This window comes from Gottfriedia sp. NPDC058432, assembly GCF_042721555.1.
Classification (GTDB): domain Bacteria; phylum Bacillota; class Bacilli; order Bacillales; family Bacillaceae_G; genus Gottfriedia.
In genome coordinates this window covers 33,095-54,430 of record NZ_JBHXLC010000031.1, presented here as the reverse complement: position 1 = coordinate 54,430, position 21,336 = coordinate 33,095, and the positions used below count along the sequence as shown (strand labels likewise).

Sequence of the window (21,336 nt, the reverse complement as noted above, 5' to 3'; positions counted from 1 at the left end):
TGAGGGAAAACTTCATGTACGGTTTGATGAGGGGGAGCTGAAATTAAAAGAGATAGCGTAAGCTATCCCTTTGAAATCAGTTCTCTACTCTACAATTGTATAGGAAAGAAAGAGCGGTGGGAAAATTACCAAACGGTAAAATACGCTATCTGAAATTAGCATTGGTAAAAAAATACGTGCAGCTTAACTCTAAAAGTAGGGACTCCGGTGCCTACTTCTTTTATTTTTATATCCTTATTTAGAACAGTACTAAGTGAAAGTCGGGAATTAATATGAAATCAAGAAATATTGTACAAATTTAAATTAGCATTTCTAATTAAGAGTTCAAATCCAGCTGGCCTTTTGCACGGAATAATTGATATTTTCATTCATTAGTTTAATAAGAAAGGACTCTCTAAATATTAATAGAATTTATAAAAAGTATTATATAAGAGTTAAAAGTAGAAAGGAGAATTCTTTTGATATCTACGGAAAAAAATACAGAAAATATTTTTTTGCCACCTAAACATATTATTTCAGCTGCGACAATTGTAATTAATGAGCAAAATGAAATTTTATTAATTAAAGGTCCGCTTAGAGGTTGGGAAATGCCAGGTGGGCAAGTTGAAGAGGGCGAATCATTAAAAGAAGCTGCAATTAGGGAAACAAAAGAGGAAAGTGGGATTAATATTGAAGTTTTGAAATTTTGTGGAGTATTTCAAAATGTTAGTGCTTCGATTTGTAACACTTTGTTTTTAGCTAAACCAATTGGGGGAAAGTTGACAACTTCATCAGAAAGTTTAGAAGTGGGATATTTTCCAATTGAGAATGCTTTAACGATGGTAACTTGGAAAAACTTCAAGCAGAGAATTGAATATTGTTTGAATGAAAACATGCATCCCTTTTATATAGAGTTTTAATATTCAACTAACAAATTTTCGATATTTTAGCATACATAAAATATGACAATATCATTTTCAAAAATAAATCTTTCTCCTAATATTTGAATTTCCAAAAGCATTTCTCAATTTCGATTTCACTTCTTATCTCTTTATCTGGGGAATATACATTAAGATGTTTAATGTTTTTCAACTCTTAAAATATTATAATTGCGGGGGAATATATGAAAGCTTCTTCTTTTTACATGATTGTTATTGTGGTTGCTGCTTTGGTATTATGGCGAAGAACGAGAGCTATGTATCACCCTATTAAAGGAAGAGGAGTTCGCCTTCTTCTCCCAATGCTATATTTGCTGATCCCTAGTATTCCCATTGTTTTGAATCCGAAGGCTCAAGCAGCTAGCTGGGAATGGATTTATGCACTTCTCTTTGGATTTATTTTATCTATTCCACTTATTTGGACGACTAACTATGAACTTCGATCCGATCGACAAATCTACGCTACAAAGAACAGAAGTTTCATCATCGTCTTTGTTATAATCTTTATTATCCGATTCCTACTTCGCGATTATTTAAAGTGGCTCGGCAATGAGACTGAGGCAGCACTTTTTATGACTGTCGCAATCGGATATATTTGCCCTTGGAGAATTGTTTCATTTCTCAAGTTTCGGCGAATATATAATAAAAGAAACTATAATAATAAAGAATCCCTTCAGAAAAATATCTGAAGGGTATTTTCGTTTCTAAAATAGATTCACACCATTACGAAAAATACATCTGACTCCGACGTACCTTAGTTTAAATATTTTTTTACAAATGTATAAACTGAATCAGCAAATGTTTTTTTGCGCTCTTTCAGATAGTTAAAAAGTGCTACTTTGTCTTCGTATGAAACATTCCAGTCTTCTGGGATATCCTGAATTACTTCATCAATTGAGGCTTCTGATAATGCTAGGATTTTTTCAATATAAGACGTTATGATGTTTAAGTCATTTAACATGTCTACCGTCCAAATATGAACGATTGAATCCTTTTTAAACTTTTTGGATTTTTCAAGAGTTTCTGCATTCCATTTGTAACCTCCTGGAAAACATTTTCCATGATCAATCATATGAATGTCATACCGTCCATCTGGGACTCGTTTTAAAAGTATATTGCTTTTAGTGCGATCTGCATCATGCACCCAATAATCGAAAACGAGAATTCCAGCCAAAACATGGGGATTATTAACTTCATGTATTGCAGGGCGCGGAGGTTTTTTCGCAAGGCCAGTACAGTTATCAATAAAAAGGCTAGCAAACTGTTTGCCTGGTTGGTATTGAGAAGAAAATTTTTTGGGTATTTGCTGAATTTGCTTTTCAGACATATTTACAATTTCAAATGGTACAACAGGCAAATTCAACAGTTGACCTAATCTAGCGACAACGTATTCGTTTACAAGTTCCCTTGTTCCATGGAAATTATTTTTACATTTAACTGCATAACGATTACCATCACTAAACAAAAATAAATGTGCAGCATTTCCTGACAGCGTTTCTATATAACTTATCGGTACAATCATTGTTATAACTCATCCTCCTTATTAGGTAGAACATATTACTCTATTCTATATATGTAGAAGGTTATTGGACAAAAGAATTAATGAACTAGAAGAATTTGTTGCTTTTCACTAATATCATATTCGGTCGATTTATATGCTCTGAATTTAATTTTTGTAAGAAAAGGACTTTGAATAAAGGATAGAGAATAAAGGACTTGATTACTACTTAGGAGTTGAGAAAATGAAAATTTTAATTAAAGAACTACCTGAATATGAGGTTGCGTTTTTCAGGCGAGTTGGTTCATACATTGAAGAAAATGAGGAACATTGGGATAAGCTATTAAATTGGGCAATAAATAATGGACTTTTTCCACCTCAACAATCTTTCATAGGAATTTCTTTAGATAATCCAAATCTAGTAGAAAGTCATAATTGTCGTCATGATGCATGTGTAACCATACCTGATAATTTTAATAAAGAGAAACATGAAAATATGCAATTTAGAAAATTAGATGGTGGGCAGTACGCTTTGTATCAATATTACGATTCTCCTAATATGTTAAATAGTGGTTATAAATTTATGTATGAAGAATGGTTACCAAATAGTGAGTTTGAACCTGATTACGACCGCTTTAACTTAGAATTTAGTATGAATAATCCTGCAGAAGACCCAGAGGGAAAAGCTAAAGTTCATTTATTTGTGCCGGTTAAAAATCGTACACTTTAACTTACTTGTTACTTTAATAAATGTTATAAAGTATAGTAAATAATTAAAATGATTATCTACTAACCTAAACATCTTCTTTCATATATGATGTAAGTATTGTTATTTCTTGGTAATAATAATATAATTAAACAGAATTTAAATTAAAATTATATCCTTTGTGAAAGGGTGTTAGACTATGAATTTCACTATTTATTTTGGAAATCATGAAGATAAAGAAGTACATACAATGGATTGTTATGTAGACATTGAGGAAGAAACTGTTTCTTAAGCTACCGATCTTAATAAGAATTATTTCAAGGATGCGAAAAATTTTCGTATCCTTTTTTCATTTTTGAGATTTACATTTTAAAATTTATTGTGTATGATTAAAATATAAAAAGCGAACTAATGTTCTGTATATAGATTTTAGAAGGAAAGGAACTTGCATGATGAAAAGAAATGGAGCCACTAAAAGGAATTCAAAAACACCTATTATATCCAATACAGGTTTTATCGGAGCAAGTTTCATTGATATGGAAGAATTGCAAGAAAATCAATATTATTTCACAAGGAAGCATCCTTTAATTATACATGAAGTATTAAATGGTCTATTACAAGCTGCATCTGCATTATTTCAGAAACAAAATATTCCAGCATATATCGCATGTGAATATTTACGTGAAGAAAAGAAAATAGGCTTAATTTTATCAAAAAAGCCATTCGAAAAAGAAGAAGGAATTCGTTATTTTATAGAATATCTTCGTGAGATTGGTCACTTAAATAATGAAAAAACAATAAGGGCTGAAATTTCAAATACAGGATTTATTGGCGTCATTTTTGTGGATTTATCCTATATTACAAGGTTTACATTCGAAACTGAAATGAAGTTACTTTCTGCTTTCGCTATTAATTTCATGGAACCCTTAAAAGAAATTTATCATCAAAATAAAATTCATTTATATATGTCAGGTGTTGAACTTCAAAAAGAAGATAAGTTAGGGTTTGTACTTTCTAAGAATCCTTATGATGAGCGAAAAGAAGCGAACTTGTATTTTAAGGAATATTTGAGAGAAAGAGGCTTGTTAAAAAATTATAAAGAGAATGTGTTTATTCAAAGACATCGAGCATAGATTTTTTCATTAAATCTAATATAACGATGAATTTTGGTTTAAAAAATACATATTAAATCCAAGAGGAACTAGATTAATCAGTTTCTCTTTTTGTTTATTCAAAAAAAGTTCATTATTTGTACAAAGTTAGAAACTAACTTAAAGCATTCGTTTGCATAATTTATAGAAAGGAAATAGTTAAAAAGTAACGAATACTAAATATAAGACTTACCAAAAAGGTGGCTAAAACGATGACGAATAATGGAAAATATGTAGATTGGTTAAGTGAAATTGTAAAGCGTCATGAAAAAGAAGGTGGATTTGAAGATTTACCTGGATTAGGTAAACCATTACCTAAGGAGCTCTTAAAAGATGATCTATTAACAACTGTTGTTAAGAAGTCGGGTTATAAACCAGATTGGGTTATACAACAAAAGAAAATATTTAAGAAACTTGAAACGATTTTGATGAAGATCAATTCTGATGAAAATAGTAAAGAAATAGCTAAAATGATCACGGAAGTAAATGATGAAATTAAGAAATATAACTTAGGCTGTCCTTTTCCAATGCAAAGAAATTATGTTAATAAGGAAAACCTTGAGAATCAAATGATTTATTGGAAATAAGTTTGTGAAAAAATGAACGTTTTCATTATATTGATGTTTATACTTTTTTAGATGGTATAAGCATCTTTTTATTTTCCAGCTTAAAAATAGTAAATCTATGAAAAAATCTATAATTAATGTTAATGTAAAATAAATACATAGTAAGTATAGTTGTACAGGGGGAATTAGAAATGAGCGCCACTCTTGAAGTAAGGAGATTAGATCGAAATTTTCCATTTTGTTTATTTTCAAATGATGGATTGACGTTAGTTGGTCATCATTGGCATAAACTCGTAGAAATCATTTATGTACAAAAAGGCACTTTAAAGATTGGTGTAAATGATGAATTACTTCATTTAGAAGAAGGAGAATTTTATATCATTAATAGTGGTGACATACATTATTTTTTATCTTCACCAAATAGTATGAGATTGGTCGTGCAATTTGATTTTACTATTTTCGAAGATGTACAGTGTTTGAAAAAAAATAATATGGAACTAATCGAATTGTTTAATTGTATTCAAAAATCTAGTGTTTATTGGAATAAAGAAGTTAAACAGAAGATGATTAGCTATTTAAAAGAACTTGAAAGTGAATTTATCGATAAAAAAGAAGGATACGAATTGGCAATTAGAGCTAGACTATATGATATGTTACTACTAATCTATCGAGATCTACCTCATACAGAAAATAATAAGCTTAACTATCCAAATAGGAAGGCTAGTCTTTTAAAATTAGAAAAAATATTTCATTATATAGAAGAGAATTATATGAATGATATTACATTAAATGATGTTGCGAATTATATCGGCTTTACGAATTCATATTTTGCAAAGTTTTTTAAAAAATACACTGGTTCAACATTTTGTCATTTTGTAAATCAATATAGAATAACGAAGGCTCAATGGTATCTATTTAATGAAGATTTACCAATTACAGAAATTGCTTATAATGTTGGTTTCATCAATGTGAAAACGTTTAATCGATTATTTAAAAACGAGGTTGGTTTATCCCCCACCCAATATAAAAAAGACAATATTTGAGAAGTTTTAGGCAAGGTGTAAGGAAGACTGAATTGGAATGTTTCTATAAACTGGGAATGTAAATAACATTTCCGGAGGTTATCATAATGAAATTAAAAGTAGGAATAATCGGTTGTGGCGGAATAGCTAATGGTAAACATATGCCAAGTTTAGCAGCATTAGATCATGTAGAAATGGTAGCTTTTTGTGACATTATTGAAGAACGCGCTTTTAAAGCTAAGGCACAATTTGGTGTTGAGGAAGCAAAGACATATACAGATTATAAGGAATTATTAGCTGATGAATCAATTGATGTAATTCACGTTTGTACACCAAATAAATCTCATTCATTTATTACGATTGATTCTTTGGAAGCAGGTAAACACGTTATGTGTGAGAAGCCTATGGCAAAAACTTCAGCTGAAGCAAAAGCAATGGTAGAAGCTTCTAAACGTACAGGAAAAAAATTAACGATCGGATATCAAAATCGTTTTCGAAACGATTCACAATATTTAAGCGAAGTTTGTAAAAATAATGAACTTGGTGAAATTTATTTTGCAAAAGCTCATGCGATTAGAAGAAGAGCGGTACCTACTTGGGGCGTATTTTTAAATGAAGAAGAGCAAGGTGGCGGACCATTAATTGATATTGGTACTCATGCTTTGGATTTAACATTATGGCTAATGGATAATTATAAACCTAAATTTGTAGTTGGAAACGTTTACCACGAATTATCACATAAAGAAAACGCTGCAAATGCTTTTGGACCATGGGATCCAAATGAATTTAAAGTGGAAGACTCTGCATTTGGTTTTATTACAATGGAAAATGGTGCAACCGTTATCCTAGAATCGAGCTGGGCTTTAAATACTCTTGAAATAGGTGAAGCTCAAACTACACTTTGTGGTACTGAAGGTGGAGCTGATATGAGAGATGGCCTCCGAATTAATGGGGAAGCATATGGGCGACTTTACGATAAAACAATTGATATTCAAACTGGTGGCGTAGCTTTTTATGAAAGTGCAACCGATTCCGCTGAAGTGTTAGAAGCGAGACAATGGATTGACAGTATTATTAATGATACAGAACCAACCGTTAAACCTGAGCAAGCATTAGTTGTAACTCAAATTTTAGAGGCAATCTATGAATCTTCAAAATCAAAGAAACCCGTATATTTTAACTAAAAAGTATAGAGGATGAACTAAATGACACTACCAATCGCCTTACAATTATGGAGTGTAAAAGAGGACGCAGCAATCGACTTTTTCGGTACTTTAGAAAAAGTAGCACAAATGGGTTATGACGGTGTCGAGTTCGCTGGATACTATGGTAAAAATGCTTCGGAAATAAAAGTTGTTTTAAACAAACTAGGATTAAAGATAGCTGGAGCCCATGTAAGTGCAGATCAAATTATTCATCATATTGATGACGTAATAGCTTTCGAAAAAGAATTAGGAAACAAATATGTTGTATGTCCTTGGGCAAATTTTACTAGTATAGAAGAATGGAAAGAATTCGCGGAACATTTACAACAATCTGCAAACAAGTTAGCTGAAGCGAGAATTTCTTTAGTTTATCATAATCATGCTCATGAATTAGTCAGATTAGAAAGCGAATATATACTAGATATTTTATTAAACTCAGTTCCAACTAATCTCTTAAAAGCAGAGTTGGATACTTATTGGTTAGAATTTGCTGGAGTAGATGCTGTTGAATTCATGAATAAGTATAAAGGAAGAACTCCATTAATTCATGTGAAGGATATGGCTCCATCCAAAGATGAAAGTACCGAAGTAGGAAATGGAATTATGAATATTAAAGGAATTGTACAACAAGCAAAACTAAATTCAGCCGAATGGTTAATTGTCGAGCAAGAGGCTTTTACTAAACCACAATTAGAAAGTGTTGAAATTGGATTGAATAACTTAAGATTGATTTTAGCTGAAGCTTAAGACGCAAAAATTTAAGTAAAAAAATAGAGATGGGTGAGTTATATGGTAAAAGTAACGATTTGGAATGAAAATCGACATGAACAAATTAATCCAGCTGTAAAAAGCATCTATCCAAGCGGAATACATACAACCATTGCTACTTTCTTAAATGAAGCAGGTTACGATACTACGACGGCTAGATTAGAGCAGGCCGAACATGGATTGACGAATGAAGTACTAGAAAATACTGATGTATTAATATGGTGGGGACATATTGCTCATAATGACGTGGAAGATCAAATTGTTCAAAAAGTTTATGAAAAAGTATTGCAAGGAATGGGGTTAATTGTCCTACATTCTGGACATTTTTCTAAGATTTTTAAAAAATTAATGGGGACTAGCTGCGATTTAAAATGGCGTGAAGCAGCGGAAACGGAAAGACTTTGGGTTGTTGATCCGTCTCACCCAATAGTAGATGGTATTGGCCAATATATTGAGATTGATCAAGAGGAAATGTATGGTGAACATTTTGATATTCCTACTCCAGATGAGCTAGTTTTAGTTAGTTGGTTTAAAGGTGGAGAGGTATTTAGAAGTGGTTGTACATTTAAAAGAGGGAATGGGAAAATCTTTTATTTCAGACCAGGTCATGAAACTTATCCAACTTATCATCATAAAGAAGTTCAAAAAATCATCATTAATGCAGTAAATTGGGCGAATAAATCAAAAAGAAAATATCCTTCATATGGACATAAAGAGGCCATAGAGGCACTAACGTAAATAATAGATTGGAGCGAGAAAAAGATGAAATTAGGAGTATTTACGGTATTATTTGCGGATCAATCATTTGAAGAAATGCTTGATAAAGTTGCAGACTCCGGACTAAAGGCTGTTGAAATAGGAACTGGTTGTTACCCTGGTAATGCTCATTGTCCGTTAGATCGTTTATTAGAAACTGAGCAACTCAGAAGAGAGTATATTGAAAAAGTTGAGAAACGTGGATTAACGATTAGCGCTTTTAGTTGTCATGGTAATCCAATATCTCCTGATAAAGAATTTGCGAAGGAATCTCATGATGTACTTGCAAAAACGATTAAACTTGCTTCGTTATTAAGGGTACCAGTTGTAAATTGTTTTTCTGGAACAAGTGGTGACCATGAAGAAGCAAAATACCCAAGTTGGCCTGTAACTGCTTGGCCAAATGAGTATAGAGATATACTAAATTGGCAATGGGAAGAAAAGCTAATTCCTTATTGGAAAGAAATGGGCAAATTTGCGGAAGATCATCAAGTGAAAATTGGGTTAGAACTACATGGTGGCTTTTTAGTTCATACTCCATATACATTATTAAAGTTACGCAAAGAAACTAGTGAGGCAATTGGTGCTAACTTGGATCCAAGTCATCTATGGTGGCAAGGGATTGATCCTGTAGCAGCAATTAAAATACTTGGAAAAGAAAATGCGATTCATCATTTCCATGCAAAAGATACTTATATCGATCAAGATAATGTAAATATGTATGGTTTAACTGATATGCAACCATATGGTGAAGTTCAAACAAGAGCTTGGACATTCCGATCAGTAGGCTGTGGACATAGTTTAAAAGATTGGTCAGATATGATGAGTGCACTACGTACGTTTGGATATGACTATGTAGTTAGTATTGAACATGAAGACCCAATCATGTCGATAGAAGAAGGTTTTTCACGTGCCGTTAAAAATTTACAGTCTGTATTAATAAATGAAGAGCCATCACAAATGTGGTGGACTTGATCTAAATAGGAAACTAATCCAATAAAAGATGGTGAAATAATGGAAAAATTAAGAGTTGCGATTATTGGTTGTGGAAATATTTTTCTAATGCATGCGCAACCTGCTTTTATTAGAGAAAATGTAGAATTAGTAGCGGTTTGTGATAATAAAGAAGAGCGAGCAAAAGAGAAAGCTGAACAATTCAATTGTAATTATTATACAAATTATCTAGAGCTTTTTGAGAAAGAGAGTTTAGATGTTATCCATATTTGCTTACCGCATTATTTACATGCGCCGGTTGCAATTGAAGCCGCGAAGCGAAAAATACATGTTCTTACTGAAAAGCCAATGTCTATCCATTATTCTGATGCACAAGAAATGGTAGAAACAGCAAAAAATAATGGAGTAACATTAGGTGTCATTTTTCAAAATAGATATAATCCAGGATCAGTTCTCATTAAAGAAATGTTACAAAATGGTACTTTAGGAAAAATAAAATCTGGAAAACTATCAGTAACATGGGACCGTTCTGACCAGTACTATTTGAATAGTGATTGGAAAGGGACTTGGGAAAAAGAAGGTGGAGGGGTAGTCATTGACCAAGCTATTCATACGATGGATTTAATGCGATGGTTTGTTGATGATGAGATTGAATATATCGACGCAACAATTAGTAATAGGGCACATGAAATTATTGAAGTTGAGGACTGTGCAGAAGGAGTTATCAAGTATAGAAACGGAGTAGTTACGGCATTTCATACGATAAACTATTATTCATATGATGCACCAGTTACGATTGAACTGCATTGTGAAAATGGAATTGCGAAAATGGTTGCTGACCGGGGAGTTGTCTCTTTAAAAGATGGAAGAGAATTCGCCTCTGATAACAATCCAAATGAAACATTTGACTACGGCAATGGTGCGAAAGGATACTGGGGCGTTAGTCATGTAAAACAGATTAATAATTTTTATGAATCATTGGAACATCATTCTCAGTTACATATTACTGGTGAAGAAGCAATGAAAACTCAAAAAATGATTTGTGCAATCTATGAATCAGGTAAGAAAAAAGAGAGGATCTATTTATAAACAATTAAATACCCCAAAAATTAATTGTTAGACCGAGAAAAAGCAAATGATGTGGACTGTTTCGTTCATGTTAATTGTTTAGCCATTAAAAGGATTTAGTGATTACCTTTTAGTAACAAAGGATTTTAATATTTTAAATGAAGAAATTTCATTTACCGAAAGTAGTTCATTTAAATTACTAAAACAAAAAATGCTTACTAGAACATACAAAGAACGCAAAAGAGGATATATGTAGTAGAAAAATAGGATAGAAATAGTAGATATCATATCTGCTTTTCTATCCTTCATTTTTATGTGTGACACTAAATATAAACAATTAAATATTAGTACATTTACACAATTGTTTGAAATCAATTAAAACCAATAGGCATTAACCTATTCAATCATAAAGTCTCTACCAAAGATAGTGATTTCAATATGGACTGAATATGAAACGCCATAAAAATAACGGTTAGGAAGTGTAATAGGACTTGAGTAAAATATCATATATGATATTTTACTTACGAGATAATTCTATTTGATTCTTAATACTCTCAGTTAAAAGGAACTCGGTGTTTTGCCAGTCCGGATACAGTTGCATCATTTTCTGTTTTGCCTCTTCCTCCGAGTCAGATGTTTGGACTGCATTCAATAAATCATCCATGTACTTCTTATCGATTTCAAAAATTGAAACATCCGTCGGGTCACCATGTCCAGGATAGATCGTCGGTTCGAGTGGTCCGTATTTCTCTTTAAGTAGTAATAACTCTTCCTGCCAGTTTTTGATATGCTCACGCTCAACCCCAACACCTAGCCAAATATGAACTTTATTGTAAGAAAGATCTGAACTGATTAGCGCATTTAGGTCACGAGAGTATAGAGTTGTCACATGGGCACTCTCTGTTGGTGGATAATCTGCTTTGACTTCGAGTACGCTTCCTCCAGGAAGAACTATTTCATTTGTTTCTAATACTTCCAATCGCATATTATAATCAAATCCATCTGGAGATTGTTCGGATTTTGGTTTCATTTGCGGTTCACCCTCAAGCCAATTAACAGAATCCATCCATTCTGTAAAATTGATGATATCATCTTTTACTTCTTGGGAAGCAACGACAATTTTAAGATCAGGAAATTCCTGTAACATAGCCCCCATACCGAGATAATGATCCGGATGTCCGTGTGTAATTAGCATTGTCTTTGGTATTGAACCTTTTGACAGTGCAAGTGCCGCAACTTTTCGTGCCTCCTCGCTGTTTCGTGTGCAGTCTACAATAAAGGTACCTTTATTATCTGAAAAAATATAAGCATTTACATTAGCTTCTTCTGCATGATAAACATCAATAGCAAGTTTTTCTTTCATTTTTCAATTCCTCACTTTTATCAAAAATAGTATTTATAGATATCTTTATCCTAATTTAATTTTCCTTCGAACATTATTGCCTTTTTCTAATTGGTTTAATAATACATACGTAATTTCATAAACTTACTTTTACAGCAAACTAATTAAAATAAGCAATATAAAGGTAAGTCAGATTTATTATACATTTACCAATCTCATAGGTATATATGGTACTTTTTTGTGCTTATGGTACTTCAAAGTTCCTATTCATTTCTGATTAACAATGTGAATTTAAAAATATCTAACTATTGGAGATGCAGTATCTTCATGGCTAAGTTTCCTTTACCATCTTCAGTACACTTTTAAAGTTGTATAAAACAAAAAAAGAACCACTTAGAAAGGTTCTGCGTCGAATATACACTTCAAAGCGATCTTTGAATATGATGGGTATATATGGAAAATAATGCTTGATGCAGAAATGAGGTATATTATGAATCATTTATCGAGGATGCCAGTTCAACAAAATGACACAGGGGCGTCTGATCGTGTTATAAGTATGGAAATTCAACAGATGAATGAAAATCCGACGGTTCATGAATTTCGATCCCTTGATGAGTTTGAAAGTATGTTGCGAAATAATATCACTTTAAGTGCGAGAACTATGTTTCAAAGTAGATTGAGCTTTGCCGTATTTGAAAGATCGCGATGTAATCCAATGTACTGGCAATTAATGAGATCAGGAGCATTCCAATTAAGGCCAGGTGTAAAACCTTCTGACGCGATTAATGATATTTACTTTAATAGTTCACTCTACGCGTTTGAATGTGCAACGGCAATGGTCATTATTTATTACCATGCGGTTTTAAATCTGATTGGTGAAAACTTATTTAATCAAATTTTTCAAAATATCTATTTATACGGCTGGCATGCTAATCCTGACTTAGGAATAGGTGCCCAGTATTCTGATCGAATTTTACCTGGTGATATCGTTTATTTTAATAATCCAGAATTTAGTCCACTAACCCCTGAGTGGAGAGGAGAAAATGCCGTTGTTCTAGGAGATGGTACGTATTTTGGACATGGATTAGGAATAATGACGGCTGAACAAATGATTTTTAACCTAAATAGAATGAGATGGCCAGGAGCATATCGTTCTGCCTACCTCACTAATTCAGTTACAAGGCCGAATTTTAAACAATTGGCGGGATTATCGAATTGGCAACGAGACTATTCAATTAATAATAATAGGAATATGGTCTTACATCATAACCAAAGTTCGATTTCATTTGATTTTTATATGTATTTGTTAAATTTCTTTTCGTGATATTCAATAGTTATAAATATTACTTAACTGTTGGTGGTTCTTCTTAAGGTAAGAGGTTAAATTTGAGTCTTAGGTTTCTCTTTAAATAAAGAGAAATTTAAGCTCTTTTTTTAACAGTAAAAAAGGGTTTTCTAAATAATGTCCAAAATATACAAATCGATAATAGGGAATTATATACCTATACTAGTATAAGGGGACATATTTAATGAAGAAAATAATACAATTTACCTTACTATTCGTGGCACTAAATCTATCACCGATATTTGTTCTTGCTGACGAACAACCAAATAAAGAGCTAATGAAGATTGTTAAAGAGTTTACTCCGTCGAACGCTTTACTTGTAACTCCTAAAAAACCTTTGTACGCATCATCAATTCAACCCTATGACTTTAACCAGGATGGGCAGAAAGAATTAATCGTAACATTTAAAATTAAAGCAAAAGTACAACCTTCTCCTTCCCTATATGGAGTAATGGTATTTAAGAAGATTAATAATGAGTGGGAAAAGGTTTGGGAGACAAAAATTCAAGGAGTAGATTTAGATTTTTCGGGTTTAGCTGATATTACTGGTGATGGTGTAAAAGAATATTTATTTGGTGTTACAATTGGGGCAGCAGCAGGAAGCAACCTTGAAATTTTTCAGTGGATTGATAACTCATTTAAAAATATAGCAGAAGTTCCTTATCATGAAATCGACCTTTTGAATGGAAATCAAAAAGAAGGTTTGGCAGTTTGGCGATCGTATATTGCTGATAGTTATTTAGTAGATGTATTAAAATGGAATAGTGAAAAATTAGTTTATGATAAAGAATTATATTCTAAATACTATCCTTTCATTGAAAAGTTTTATAGTGATAAAATTTCAAAAATGAATGCGTGGTTTTACTGGTATTGTCTTGCAGATGCTCAAATTAAATCAAATTTATTCGAAGAAGCATCTAAATCAATTGAAAAAGGGAGTTTGTTAGCAAAAAAATTATCAATGCCTGAGGTAGTTCAGAACTTTAACAAATTAAGTGACAGATTGGAAGAAAAGAAAAATAGCTTGTTGAATTAACCCATTGCTTTAGTTTAACAAGACAGTCGGCTGAAAAGTCGATTTTTTTTATGGAGCAAAATAGCAGTTTAGTTGAAAAAGAAAATATATAAATAAATGTTTATAGTTCGCTCAAATTATAAAAATCAATAAACTTTTTGAAGCAAATTCAAATTGGGATTACACCTGGATTGAATCTTTTTCATAAGATTTTATAGAAAGTAGATAGAAATTGTGTAACAGACTATGCTGTGTTTTTCCAAATTAGAGGGTAGTTCAATTTGTAGATGATGTAGAAATTAATAAAATCATCATTAAGAATATCTTAATAGTATTTATTGGTTAACATAAAAAGTATGTTTCCTTTATATATGTTTAACAATTAAACTGTATAATTAATGGTTAATTTTAAGTAATTTAGTTAACAGTTCTTTAAATCTTGAAGGATCCGTAATATATAATAAACCTGAAAAAAAGCTAGCAGACACGACTGAAAATTCATCTATATAAGTTCAATTACGTAAATGTTTTTGAACTTTTTTTGTGTTTATTCGAAAATTGAATAACCATTCTGGCTTAAGGATATGGAAATGGGAGGAATAGATACTTGATGTTAAGTTAGTATTGTACTTCATATTTATATTACCTCCTGCAGGAAATCACTTAAAAGGAAAAATTGTAAATTCAAATATTATCTAAGTGAGTGTTCCAAATATCATTACGGATTACTTAACACAATGATTTCAAGAATAATTGTTTAATATAAAATTAATGTTTAATTTACATAGTGAAAATATAATTGTCCGTGTAATACTCTGCACCTTCTCACTGAAAAAAGTGAAATTAAGATTTTAAAGTGTAGTTGAATTCACTAGGTGAAGAAGTCGTAAGGAAAGTTAGGGATTATTTTGAAAAAGGAGGAACGATATTTAACTGATATTTAATTAATCTTCACAGTGTATTAATTGTTGTAGTCTGATTTATTACATTAAATTTACTTAGTATTCTGCTTGAGAAAGGGATTTTTTTTATGGTTAATTTAACGAGGTTTAACAAATCATTACTTTCTTTAATATTGATCGTTTCATACATACTCGGAAATTTTGTTGGCTATATTCCGGTGAATGCAGCTACTGATGGGTATAGTCAGATTGAAGCAGAAAATTTTAGTTCCAAGTCAGGTTCATATCTTAAAGTTGAATCTTGTCCAGATGGTGGACAAAGCATTGGAGGAACTAATGATAACCAGTATTTAGAATACACCAATATTGATTTTGGCAGCGGGATCAATGGTGCTACAAATTTCAGTGCAAGAGTCTCAGTTAAGGGTTCGAATGCCGGTGGGGATATTGAAATATGGATTGATGGTCCTAATAGTACAAATGGAAACAAAGTAGGTACACTTTCAACTACTGCTACTGCAACAGACAACTGGAATGTTTATAAAACAATGTCAACTGAAATTACTCAGGTTACTGGAGTTCATAAAGTATACCTTGTATTAAAAGTTAATCCTGGAAAAACATATGTAGCCAACATTAACTGGTTTCAGTTTTCGAAAACGTTGAACAGCATCTCTCTTACGAAACTACCAACGAAAACTACATACCGAATTGGTGAAAGCCTTGATCTCACAGGCATAGTAGTCACTGGTACATATATTGATGGTACTACACGTGTAGAAGAAATTAGAGCATCTGATATAAGTGGTTTTAACAGTTCTTCGCCAACACAAAGCCAGCCTTTAACTGTAACAGTACTTGGTAAGAAAGTTAATTTCATAGTAGAAATAAAGCCCAAAATTCTAGAAAGTATTATAGCACCTAAATCGATTACGGGTGTGGAAAACGGTACAGCACCAACTAGTGTTGCCTTAGGGTTACCTAGTAATTTAGTTCTAGTTACGGATGGTGGAAATGTTAATGCTCCTGTGAAATGGAATATTGACGCTTCAGGTTATGATCCATCCAATAGAAATGAACAGATTTTTACAGTAATGGGAACAGCTAATCCTCCTGTAGAGGTTACAAATCCGAATAATGTAGCCTTATCAAAACAAATCAATGTAACAGTTCTTGCTTCAAATACACCAGAGAAGGATACAAGCTATAAATTCAGTTTTATGGCAATATCTGATACACATGCTAATACAAAAGGAGATACCAATGATATTATCCTAAATGAGGCAATGCAAGATGCGGTAAGTAATAATGTGAAATCAGTTAGTGTTGGTGGGGATCTTACTGAATATGGAACAGATGGACAGTATGACACTTTTATGGCAACTATGAATAAATATCCCCAATTAGACCGCAACTATGTATTTGGGAACCACGATGTAAGATGGATGACTGGATTTGATAGTGCAAAAGATAGATTTCTATCCCATACAGGCATGCCAGCGGTGTACTTTGATAAATGGATTAGTGGATATCATTTTATCTATTTAGCAACTGAGACGGATGATAAGGACAGTGCTTATCTTTCGGATACTCAACTTAACTGGTTGAAAGTAAAATTGGCCGAGGGTGCAAATAAATCAAAACCAATCTTTTTATTCATTCACCAACCATTAGGGAATACAGTGTCAATGACAAAGTCTGAGGACGGCTATCAAAGCGATGAGGTACAGGATCAAAAATTTAAGGATATTGTAGGTGAATATCCTCAAAGCGTATTAGTAACAGGACATGTGCATGATGATATAAGATTGCCAGGGACTTTATTTAACAAACAGTATTTTTCAATGATAAGAGATGGTGCAATAAAGTATTTTCCTTCTTATACTAAAGAGCCAGGTGCTCAAGGGTTGATTTTTGATATTTATGCCGATCGGATTGTAATAAACGGAAGAGACTTCGCTACAAAGAGTACGATCGCAACTTGGACTATAAATAATTATACACCGGATGCACTTCTTGCAGATAAACAAGCACCTACTATACCGGTCAATGTTAACACAAATTTAGTAACAGACAAGATGGCAATGCTATCATGGGATGGATCATCAGATAATTTTAAAGGTAATGTAGGCGTTACAGGCTATGAAATATATAACGGTGATACTTTAATTGGTTCGACAACAGGACGAACGAACTTTAAAGTAACGGGATTAAAACCTAAGACCACATACCAGTTTAGGGTTAAAGCAAAGGATGTAGCAGGTAATGTATCAGCGGAAAGTAGTGCTCTTAAAGTTACAACATTAGCATTTGAACCAGCTCCGATCAATTTGACTTTGAACAAAACAGCTACAGCTAATGGAAGTTTAGTAGGATATGAACCTTCAAAGGCAGTAGATGGTTCTACTGAGATTGGTAGAAAGTGGTCCTCAGATACGACTGGGGAGAAATGGTTGATGGTTGATCTTGGACAAAACTATGAAATTAGCAGATGGATTGTGAAGCACTCTGGAGAAGGTGGAGAGAGTTTATCTCTTAATACAAAAAATTATAAGCTTCAGGGCAGTCTCGATGGGACGACTTGGAAGGATTTGGACTCGGTTGCAGGAAACGTATCGAATAACACAGATAGGTATTTTAACAAAACCACTGTAAGGTATGTAAGGCTTTATATTACGACACCTCAAAATTATGCTGAAACAGGAACTGCAAATATTTATGAATTTGAAGTATATGGACGAAGCATTGATGTTGAGCCTCCTTTCACTACGGCAATAACAGATGGGGTTATCGGTGATGAGGGGTGGAATACACGGAATGTGAATGTTAAGTTCAATGCTGTGGACAATTCAACTGGTACTGGTGTCGATCGTATCGAGACTAGAATAGACGATGGCGAATGGGTAAAACAAAGCAAATTAACTTTGACAACTGAAGGTGTACACACAATTGAGTATCGTGCTATCGATAATGTAGGTAATGAAGAGGTTTCGAAGCAACTTTCTATTAGAATCGATAAGACAGGACCAACGATTGTAGGATCTGTCCCGGTGAATGGAAGTGTTTATGAAAATGATGGCGAAATAACACCAGAGTTTACACTAACAGACAACTTTTCAGGTGTTGATAACAATAAAACGATGGTAACACTTGATGATTATCCATACAAACCTGGAGCATCAATTCCATTTTATACGTTACCACTTGGTAATCATTTCCTAGTCATAAACGCGGTTGATAAAGCGGGGAATCTTGAGACCAAAACAATCCAGTTTACAACAATTGCAAGCAACGATTCTTTAAAAGGATTAGTAAGACGCTTTGCTAATACTGAATGGATTGATAATGCTGGAATAGCAAATAGCCTTCAAGTAAAATTAGCACAAAATAATTTGAAAAGCTTTATGAATGAAGTTAAGGCACAAAGCGGTAAACACATAACAAATAAGGCCACAGAGTATTTACTTCGAGATGCTCAATATTTGTTATCGCAACAATAATTTGTTTAAAAAGAAAGAATGATTGAAATGTTAAGTTATAACAATTCAATCACTCCCATTCTCAAAAATTTTAATGTGACACGTTTTCAAGATCCTCAACAATTCTTTTGGTTGAGGATTTTTTTGCTCTAAATTCTATCATTCTTCGACTATCGGTATTAGATAGCGAATAAGCTACCCGTTTTCTTTGTTTATTATTGTTATTTAATTAGAGAATTCCATTAATATTAGTGACAAAAAACGCGAAGAGAGAAATATAACAAAAAATACAACAAAATTTCACATACCGTAATAAATTAGAAAAAACGAAAATATTAAGTTATTAAGAGTCAAAGAGTTGCCAAAAAACATATTTTAGTAGAAAAACAAACCCTAAATAAAGTCTATTTTAAATTAAGAAAGTAGTTCCATTTTTGAAAGAGAACAAGTCATACATAGGACCTAAACTTTTTATATTAAAAGGATATCAACTTGATTTTGTAGAAGTATTCTACTATATAAATTTTACTAAAGGACTGAGAGCACTTGAATACATTATTGTTAACAGGTTTTGAACCTTTTTTGAACTTTTCAATTAATCCTACAGAAGAAATAGTAAAAGAATTAAACGATCAGGTCGTCGGTTCTTATCAAATTATCGGCAAAGTTTTACCTGTTGATTTTAATACAGCGGGTAATGAATTACTAAATTTATTCCATACTTATAATCCTTCCGCAGTGATTTCACTAGGATTAGCTGGTGGAAGATATAAAATAACACCAGAACGGATTGCCATAAATTGTAATGATGGAGCTGCGGATAATAAAGGGAATAAATTTGATGGAGCTAAAATTGATCCTGAAGGCCCAGATGGACTATTTTCAACACTGCCAATTCAGAAAATTGTTAATGAATTAAACAATCATAAATTTCCAGCTGAAATATCCGATTCTGCAGGTACTTATTTGTGTAATAACGTTATGTATCAAATGCTTAATGAATTAAAAAAAATAAACAAGCAAATTCCAAGTGGCTTTATTCATATTCCAGCTTCACATGAAATGGCCGTAATAGATCGGAAGTTGCCAAGTTGGTCGCAAACAGATTTGACGAATGCTATAAAACTTGCAATTGAAGTGATTAGTCTAAATGACTAGCACCAAATTGGATATTTTTCCATTAGGTTGCTCTGGCTTAGTATGTTATTTAGGTGATTCAATCTCAATGGAAACAAATAATCTAGTACATGCTTTCTCAGACTATATAAAAATTAAATTAATGACTAAAATAACAGCAGTCGTACCGTCTTATCATTCCATTACGATTTTTTATGATTCTTTTAACTTTTCATACGCAGAAATAATCCAAGAAATAAGGTGTCATTTTAATCATTATAATGGTTCAAAAATAAAGCGAGTGCATGCAATTTATGAAATTCCTATTTGTTTTAGTTCCACTTTCGGGACAGAACTTCAAAAAGTAGCAGAACATAATAAACTAAAAACTGATGACGTAATTCGTCTTTATTTAGAAAAAAAATATCCTATTTATATGATTGGTTTTATACCTGGATTTCCATATCTAGGCGGGTTAACCCCTAAACTATCAACTCCGAGACTAACAAAGCCAAAAACAGTCTTAAAAGGTTCAGTTGGAATTGCGGGAAATCAAACAGGGATTTATCCTTTTGAATCTCCTGGTGGGTGGAATATTATTGGACGTACTCCAATTTCCATATTTTCAACGAAAAATAATGGCACAGAAAACTTTAAACCTGGAGATCTAGTCAAATTTTTGGAGATTAATATCGAAGAATTTAATCAGATTGAACAGCTAGTGAAAGAGGACAACTATTCAATTAAAAAGGAAGTGCGTTTTATTGATTCAAATTGATTTAAATTGTGATTTAGGTGAAAGTTTTGGGAATTACAAAATAAATGATGAACAGATTATGCCACATATTACTTCAGCTAATATCGCTTGCGGATATCATGCAGGAGATCCGTTTGTCATTTATGAAACAGTAAAATTAGCAAAACAGTATAATTTATCAATTGGAGCACATCCAAGTTTTCCTGATTTACTTGGTTTTGGTAGAAGAGAAATGAATTTCAGTGATGAAGAAATATATAAATTAGTTCTCTATCAGATTGGAGCACTTTATTCGATATGCAAAGTAAACCGAGTTGAACTTCGTCATTTAAAACCTCATGGTGCACTTTATAATATGGCAGCTACAAATTTGAAACTCGCTTTAGCGATTACAAAAGCAATGAAAGACTTCGATTCTTCACTAACCTTATATGGACTTGCAAATAGCAAATTAATAGAAGCAGCGATCGAAATGAATATTCCTTTTTCTTCGGAAGTATTTGCAGATCGAGCATATGGTGAAGATGGTTTATTAGTACCTCGTAATCAATTAAACTCGGTTCATCACAATACGAAAGATGCCATTAATCAGGCACTTCAAATTGTAACAACCAAAACCGTATCTACAATTTCTGGTAAAGATTTTCCAATTCAAGCTGATACCATTTGTATACATAGTGATTCAGACATTTCAATTAAATTAGCGATGGAATTACGTAACGTATTTAGTGAAAATAATATACTTGTTAAGTCTATAGGAGCGTAATAC

General features: G+C 32.5%; 19 protein-coding genes. 17 read left to right on the top strand and 2 right to left on the bottom strand.

Features of this window, described 5'->3' with window-relative positions:
* The first annotated feature begins 458 nt into the window (after positions 1–458).
* Together ACFWM3_RS22145 and ACFWM3_RS22140 are read left to right on the top strand one after the other, a co-directional pair.
* Positions 459–899 (top strand): NUDIX hydrolase, encoded by a 441-nt coding sequence (locus ACFWM3_RS22145; protein ID WP_390312962.1) that lies wholly within the window; start codon positions 459–461, stop codon positions 897–899.
* Positions 900–1,102: 203 nt separating this feature from the next.
* Entirely contained in the window at positions 1,103–1,606 is a 504-nt protein-coding gene (locus ACFWM3_RS22140) for a CcdC protein domain-containing protein (protein WP_390312961.1), read from the top strand.
* 65 nt (positions 1,607–1,671) lie between these two features.
* Here the strand turns inward: ACFWM3_RS22140 and ACFWM3_RS22135 are convergent, their stop codons facing one another.
* Positions 1,672–2,439, bottom strand: coding sequence for a HipA family kinase (locus ACFWM3_RS22135; RefSeq protein ID WP_390312960.1), 768 nt, complete (start codon positions 2,437–2,439; stop codon positions 1,672–1,674).
* 220 nt (positions 2,440–2,659) lie between these two features.
* Between ACFWM3_RS22135 and ACFWM3_RS22130 the strand changes: the two genes are divergently transcribed.
* The 9 genes from ACFWM3_RS22130 to ACFWM3_RS22090 all read left to right on the top strand — a co-directional run bounded on the left by ACFWM3_RS22130 (position 2,660) and on the right by ACFWM3_RS22090 (position 10,632).
* Complete coding sequence (locus tag ACFWM3_RS22130) at positions 2,660–3,145, top strand: AraC family transcriptional regulator (protein WP_056473202.1); 486 nt, start codon at positions 2,660–2,662, stop codon at positions 3,143–3,145.
* A gap of 425 nt (positions 3,146–3,570) precedes the next feature.
* Positions 3,571–4,254, top strand: a complete 684-nt coding sequence (locus ACFWM3_RS22125; protein ID WP_390312959.1) for a hypothetical protein — start codon at positions 3,571–3,573, stop codon at positions 4,252–4,254.
* 230 nt (positions 4,255–4,484) lie between these two features.
* Positions 4,485–4,859 carry a DnaJ family domain-containing protein gene (locus ACFWM3_RS22120; RefSeq protein ID WP_056473198.1) on the top strand — a complete coding sequence of 125 codons (375 nt, stop codon included), beginning with the start codon at positions 4,485–4,487 and terminating at the stop codon, positions 4,857–4,859.
* Between the two features lie 170 nt (positions 4,860–5,029).
* Positions 5,030–5,881 carry an AraC family transcriptional regulator gene (locus tag ACFWM3_RS22115; protein WP_390312958.1) on the top strand — a complete coding sequence of 284 codons (852 nt, stop codon included), beginning with the start codon at positions 5,030–5,032 and terminating at the stop codon, positions 5,879–5,881.
* An 86-nt stretch (positions 5,882–5,967) separates the two neighbouring features.
* A complete protein-coding gene (locus tag ACFWM3_RS22110) occupies positions 5,968–7,044 on the top strand; it encodes a Gfo/Idh/MocA family protein (protein WP_390312957.1) in 1,077 nt (358 codons plus the stop codon).
* Positions 7,045–7,065: 21 nt separating this feature from the next.
* A complete protein-coding gene (locus ACFWM3_RS22105; RefSeq protein ID WP_390312956.1) occupies positions 7,066–7,812 on the top strand; it encodes a sugar phosphate isomerase/epimerase family protein in 747 nt (248 codons plus the stop codon).
* 42 nt (positions 7,813–7,854) lie between these two features.
* Positions 7,855–8,571 carry a ThuA domain-containing protein gene (locus ACFWM3_RS22100; protein ID WP_390312955.1) on the top strand — a complete coding sequence of 239 codons (717 nt, stop codon included), beginning with the start codon at positions 7,855–7,857 and terminating at the stop codon, positions 8,569–8,571.
* 24 nt (positions 8,572–8,595) lie between these two features.
* A complete protein-coding gene (locus ACFWM3_RS22095; protein ID WP_390312954.1) occupies positions 8,596–9,564 on the top strand; it encodes a sugar phosphate isomerase/epimerase family protein in 969 nt (322 codons plus the stop codon).
* A gap of 39 nt (positions 9,565–9,603) precedes the next feature.
* Positions 9,604–10,632: a Gfo/Idh/MocA family protein gene (locus tag ACFWM3_RS22090; protein ID WP_390312953.1), complete on the top strand. Its 1,029-nt coding sequence runs from the start codon at positions 9,604–9,606 to the stop codon at positions 10,630–10,632.
* A gap of 496 nt (positions 10,633–11,128) precedes the next feature.
* Here the strand turns inward: ACFWM3_RS22090 and ACFWM3_RS22085 are convergent, their stop codons facing one another.
* The gene (locus ACFWM3_RS22085) at positions 11,129–11,974 is read right to left on the bottom strand and encodes an MBL fold metallo-hydrolase (RefSeq protein WP_390312952.1); all 846 of its coding nucleotides are present in this window, start codon (positions 11,972–11,974) and stop codon (positions 11,129–11,131) included.
* 469 nt (positions 11,975–12,443) lie between these two features.
* Here ACFWM3_RS22085 and ACFWM3_RS22080 point away from each other — a divergent pair, with 469 nt between their 5' ends.
* From ACFWM3_RS22080 to ACFWM3_RS22055, 6 genes are all read left to right on the top strand, one after another.
* Positions 12,444–13,277 carry a protein-glutamine gamma-glutamyltransferase gene (locus tag ACFWM3_RS22080; protein ID WP_390312951.1) on the top strand — a complete coding sequence of 278 codons (834 nt, stop codon included), beginning with the start codon at positions 12,444–12,446 and terminating at the stop codon, positions 13,275–13,277.
* Between the two features lie 205 nt (positions 13,278–13,482).
* A complete protein-coding gene (locus tag ACFWM3_RS22075; RefSeq protein WP_390312950.1) occupies positions 13,483–14,334 on the top strand; it encodes a hypothetical protein in 852 nt (283 codons plus the stop codon).
* 1,009 nt (positions 14,335–15,343) lie between these two features.
* Positions 15,344–18,715: a carbohydrate-binding protein gene (locus ACFWM3_RS22070; RefSeq protein WP_390312949.1), complete on the top strand. Its 3,372-nt coding sequence runs from the start codon at positions 15,344–15,346 to the stop codon at positions 18,713–18,715.
* 525 nt (positions 18,716–19,240) lie between these two features.
* Positions 19,241–19,852, top strand: a complete 612-nt coding sequence (locus ACFWM3_RS22065) for a pyroglutamyl-peptidase I (protein ID WP_390312948.1) — start codon at positions 19,241–19,243, stop codon at positions 19,850–19,852.
* Positions 19,845–20,588, top strand: coding sequence for a 5-oxoprolinase subunit PxpB (gene pxpB / locus ACFWM3_RS22060; RefSeq protein ID WP_390312947.1), 744 nt, complete (start codon positions 19,845–19,847; stop codon positions 20,586–20,588). The genes ACFWM3_RS22065 and pxpB overlap by 8 nt, the downstream gene beginning before the upstream one ends.
* Positions 20,575–21,333, top strand: a complete 759-nt coding sequence (locus ACFWM3_RS22055) for a 5-oxoprolinase subunit PxpA (protein WP_390312946.1) — start codon at positions 20,575–20,577, stop codon at positions 21,331–21,333. The genes pxpB and ACFWM3_RS22055 overlap by 14 nt, the downstream gene beginning before the upstream one ends.
* Positions 21,334–21,336 lie beyond the last annotated feature (3 nt).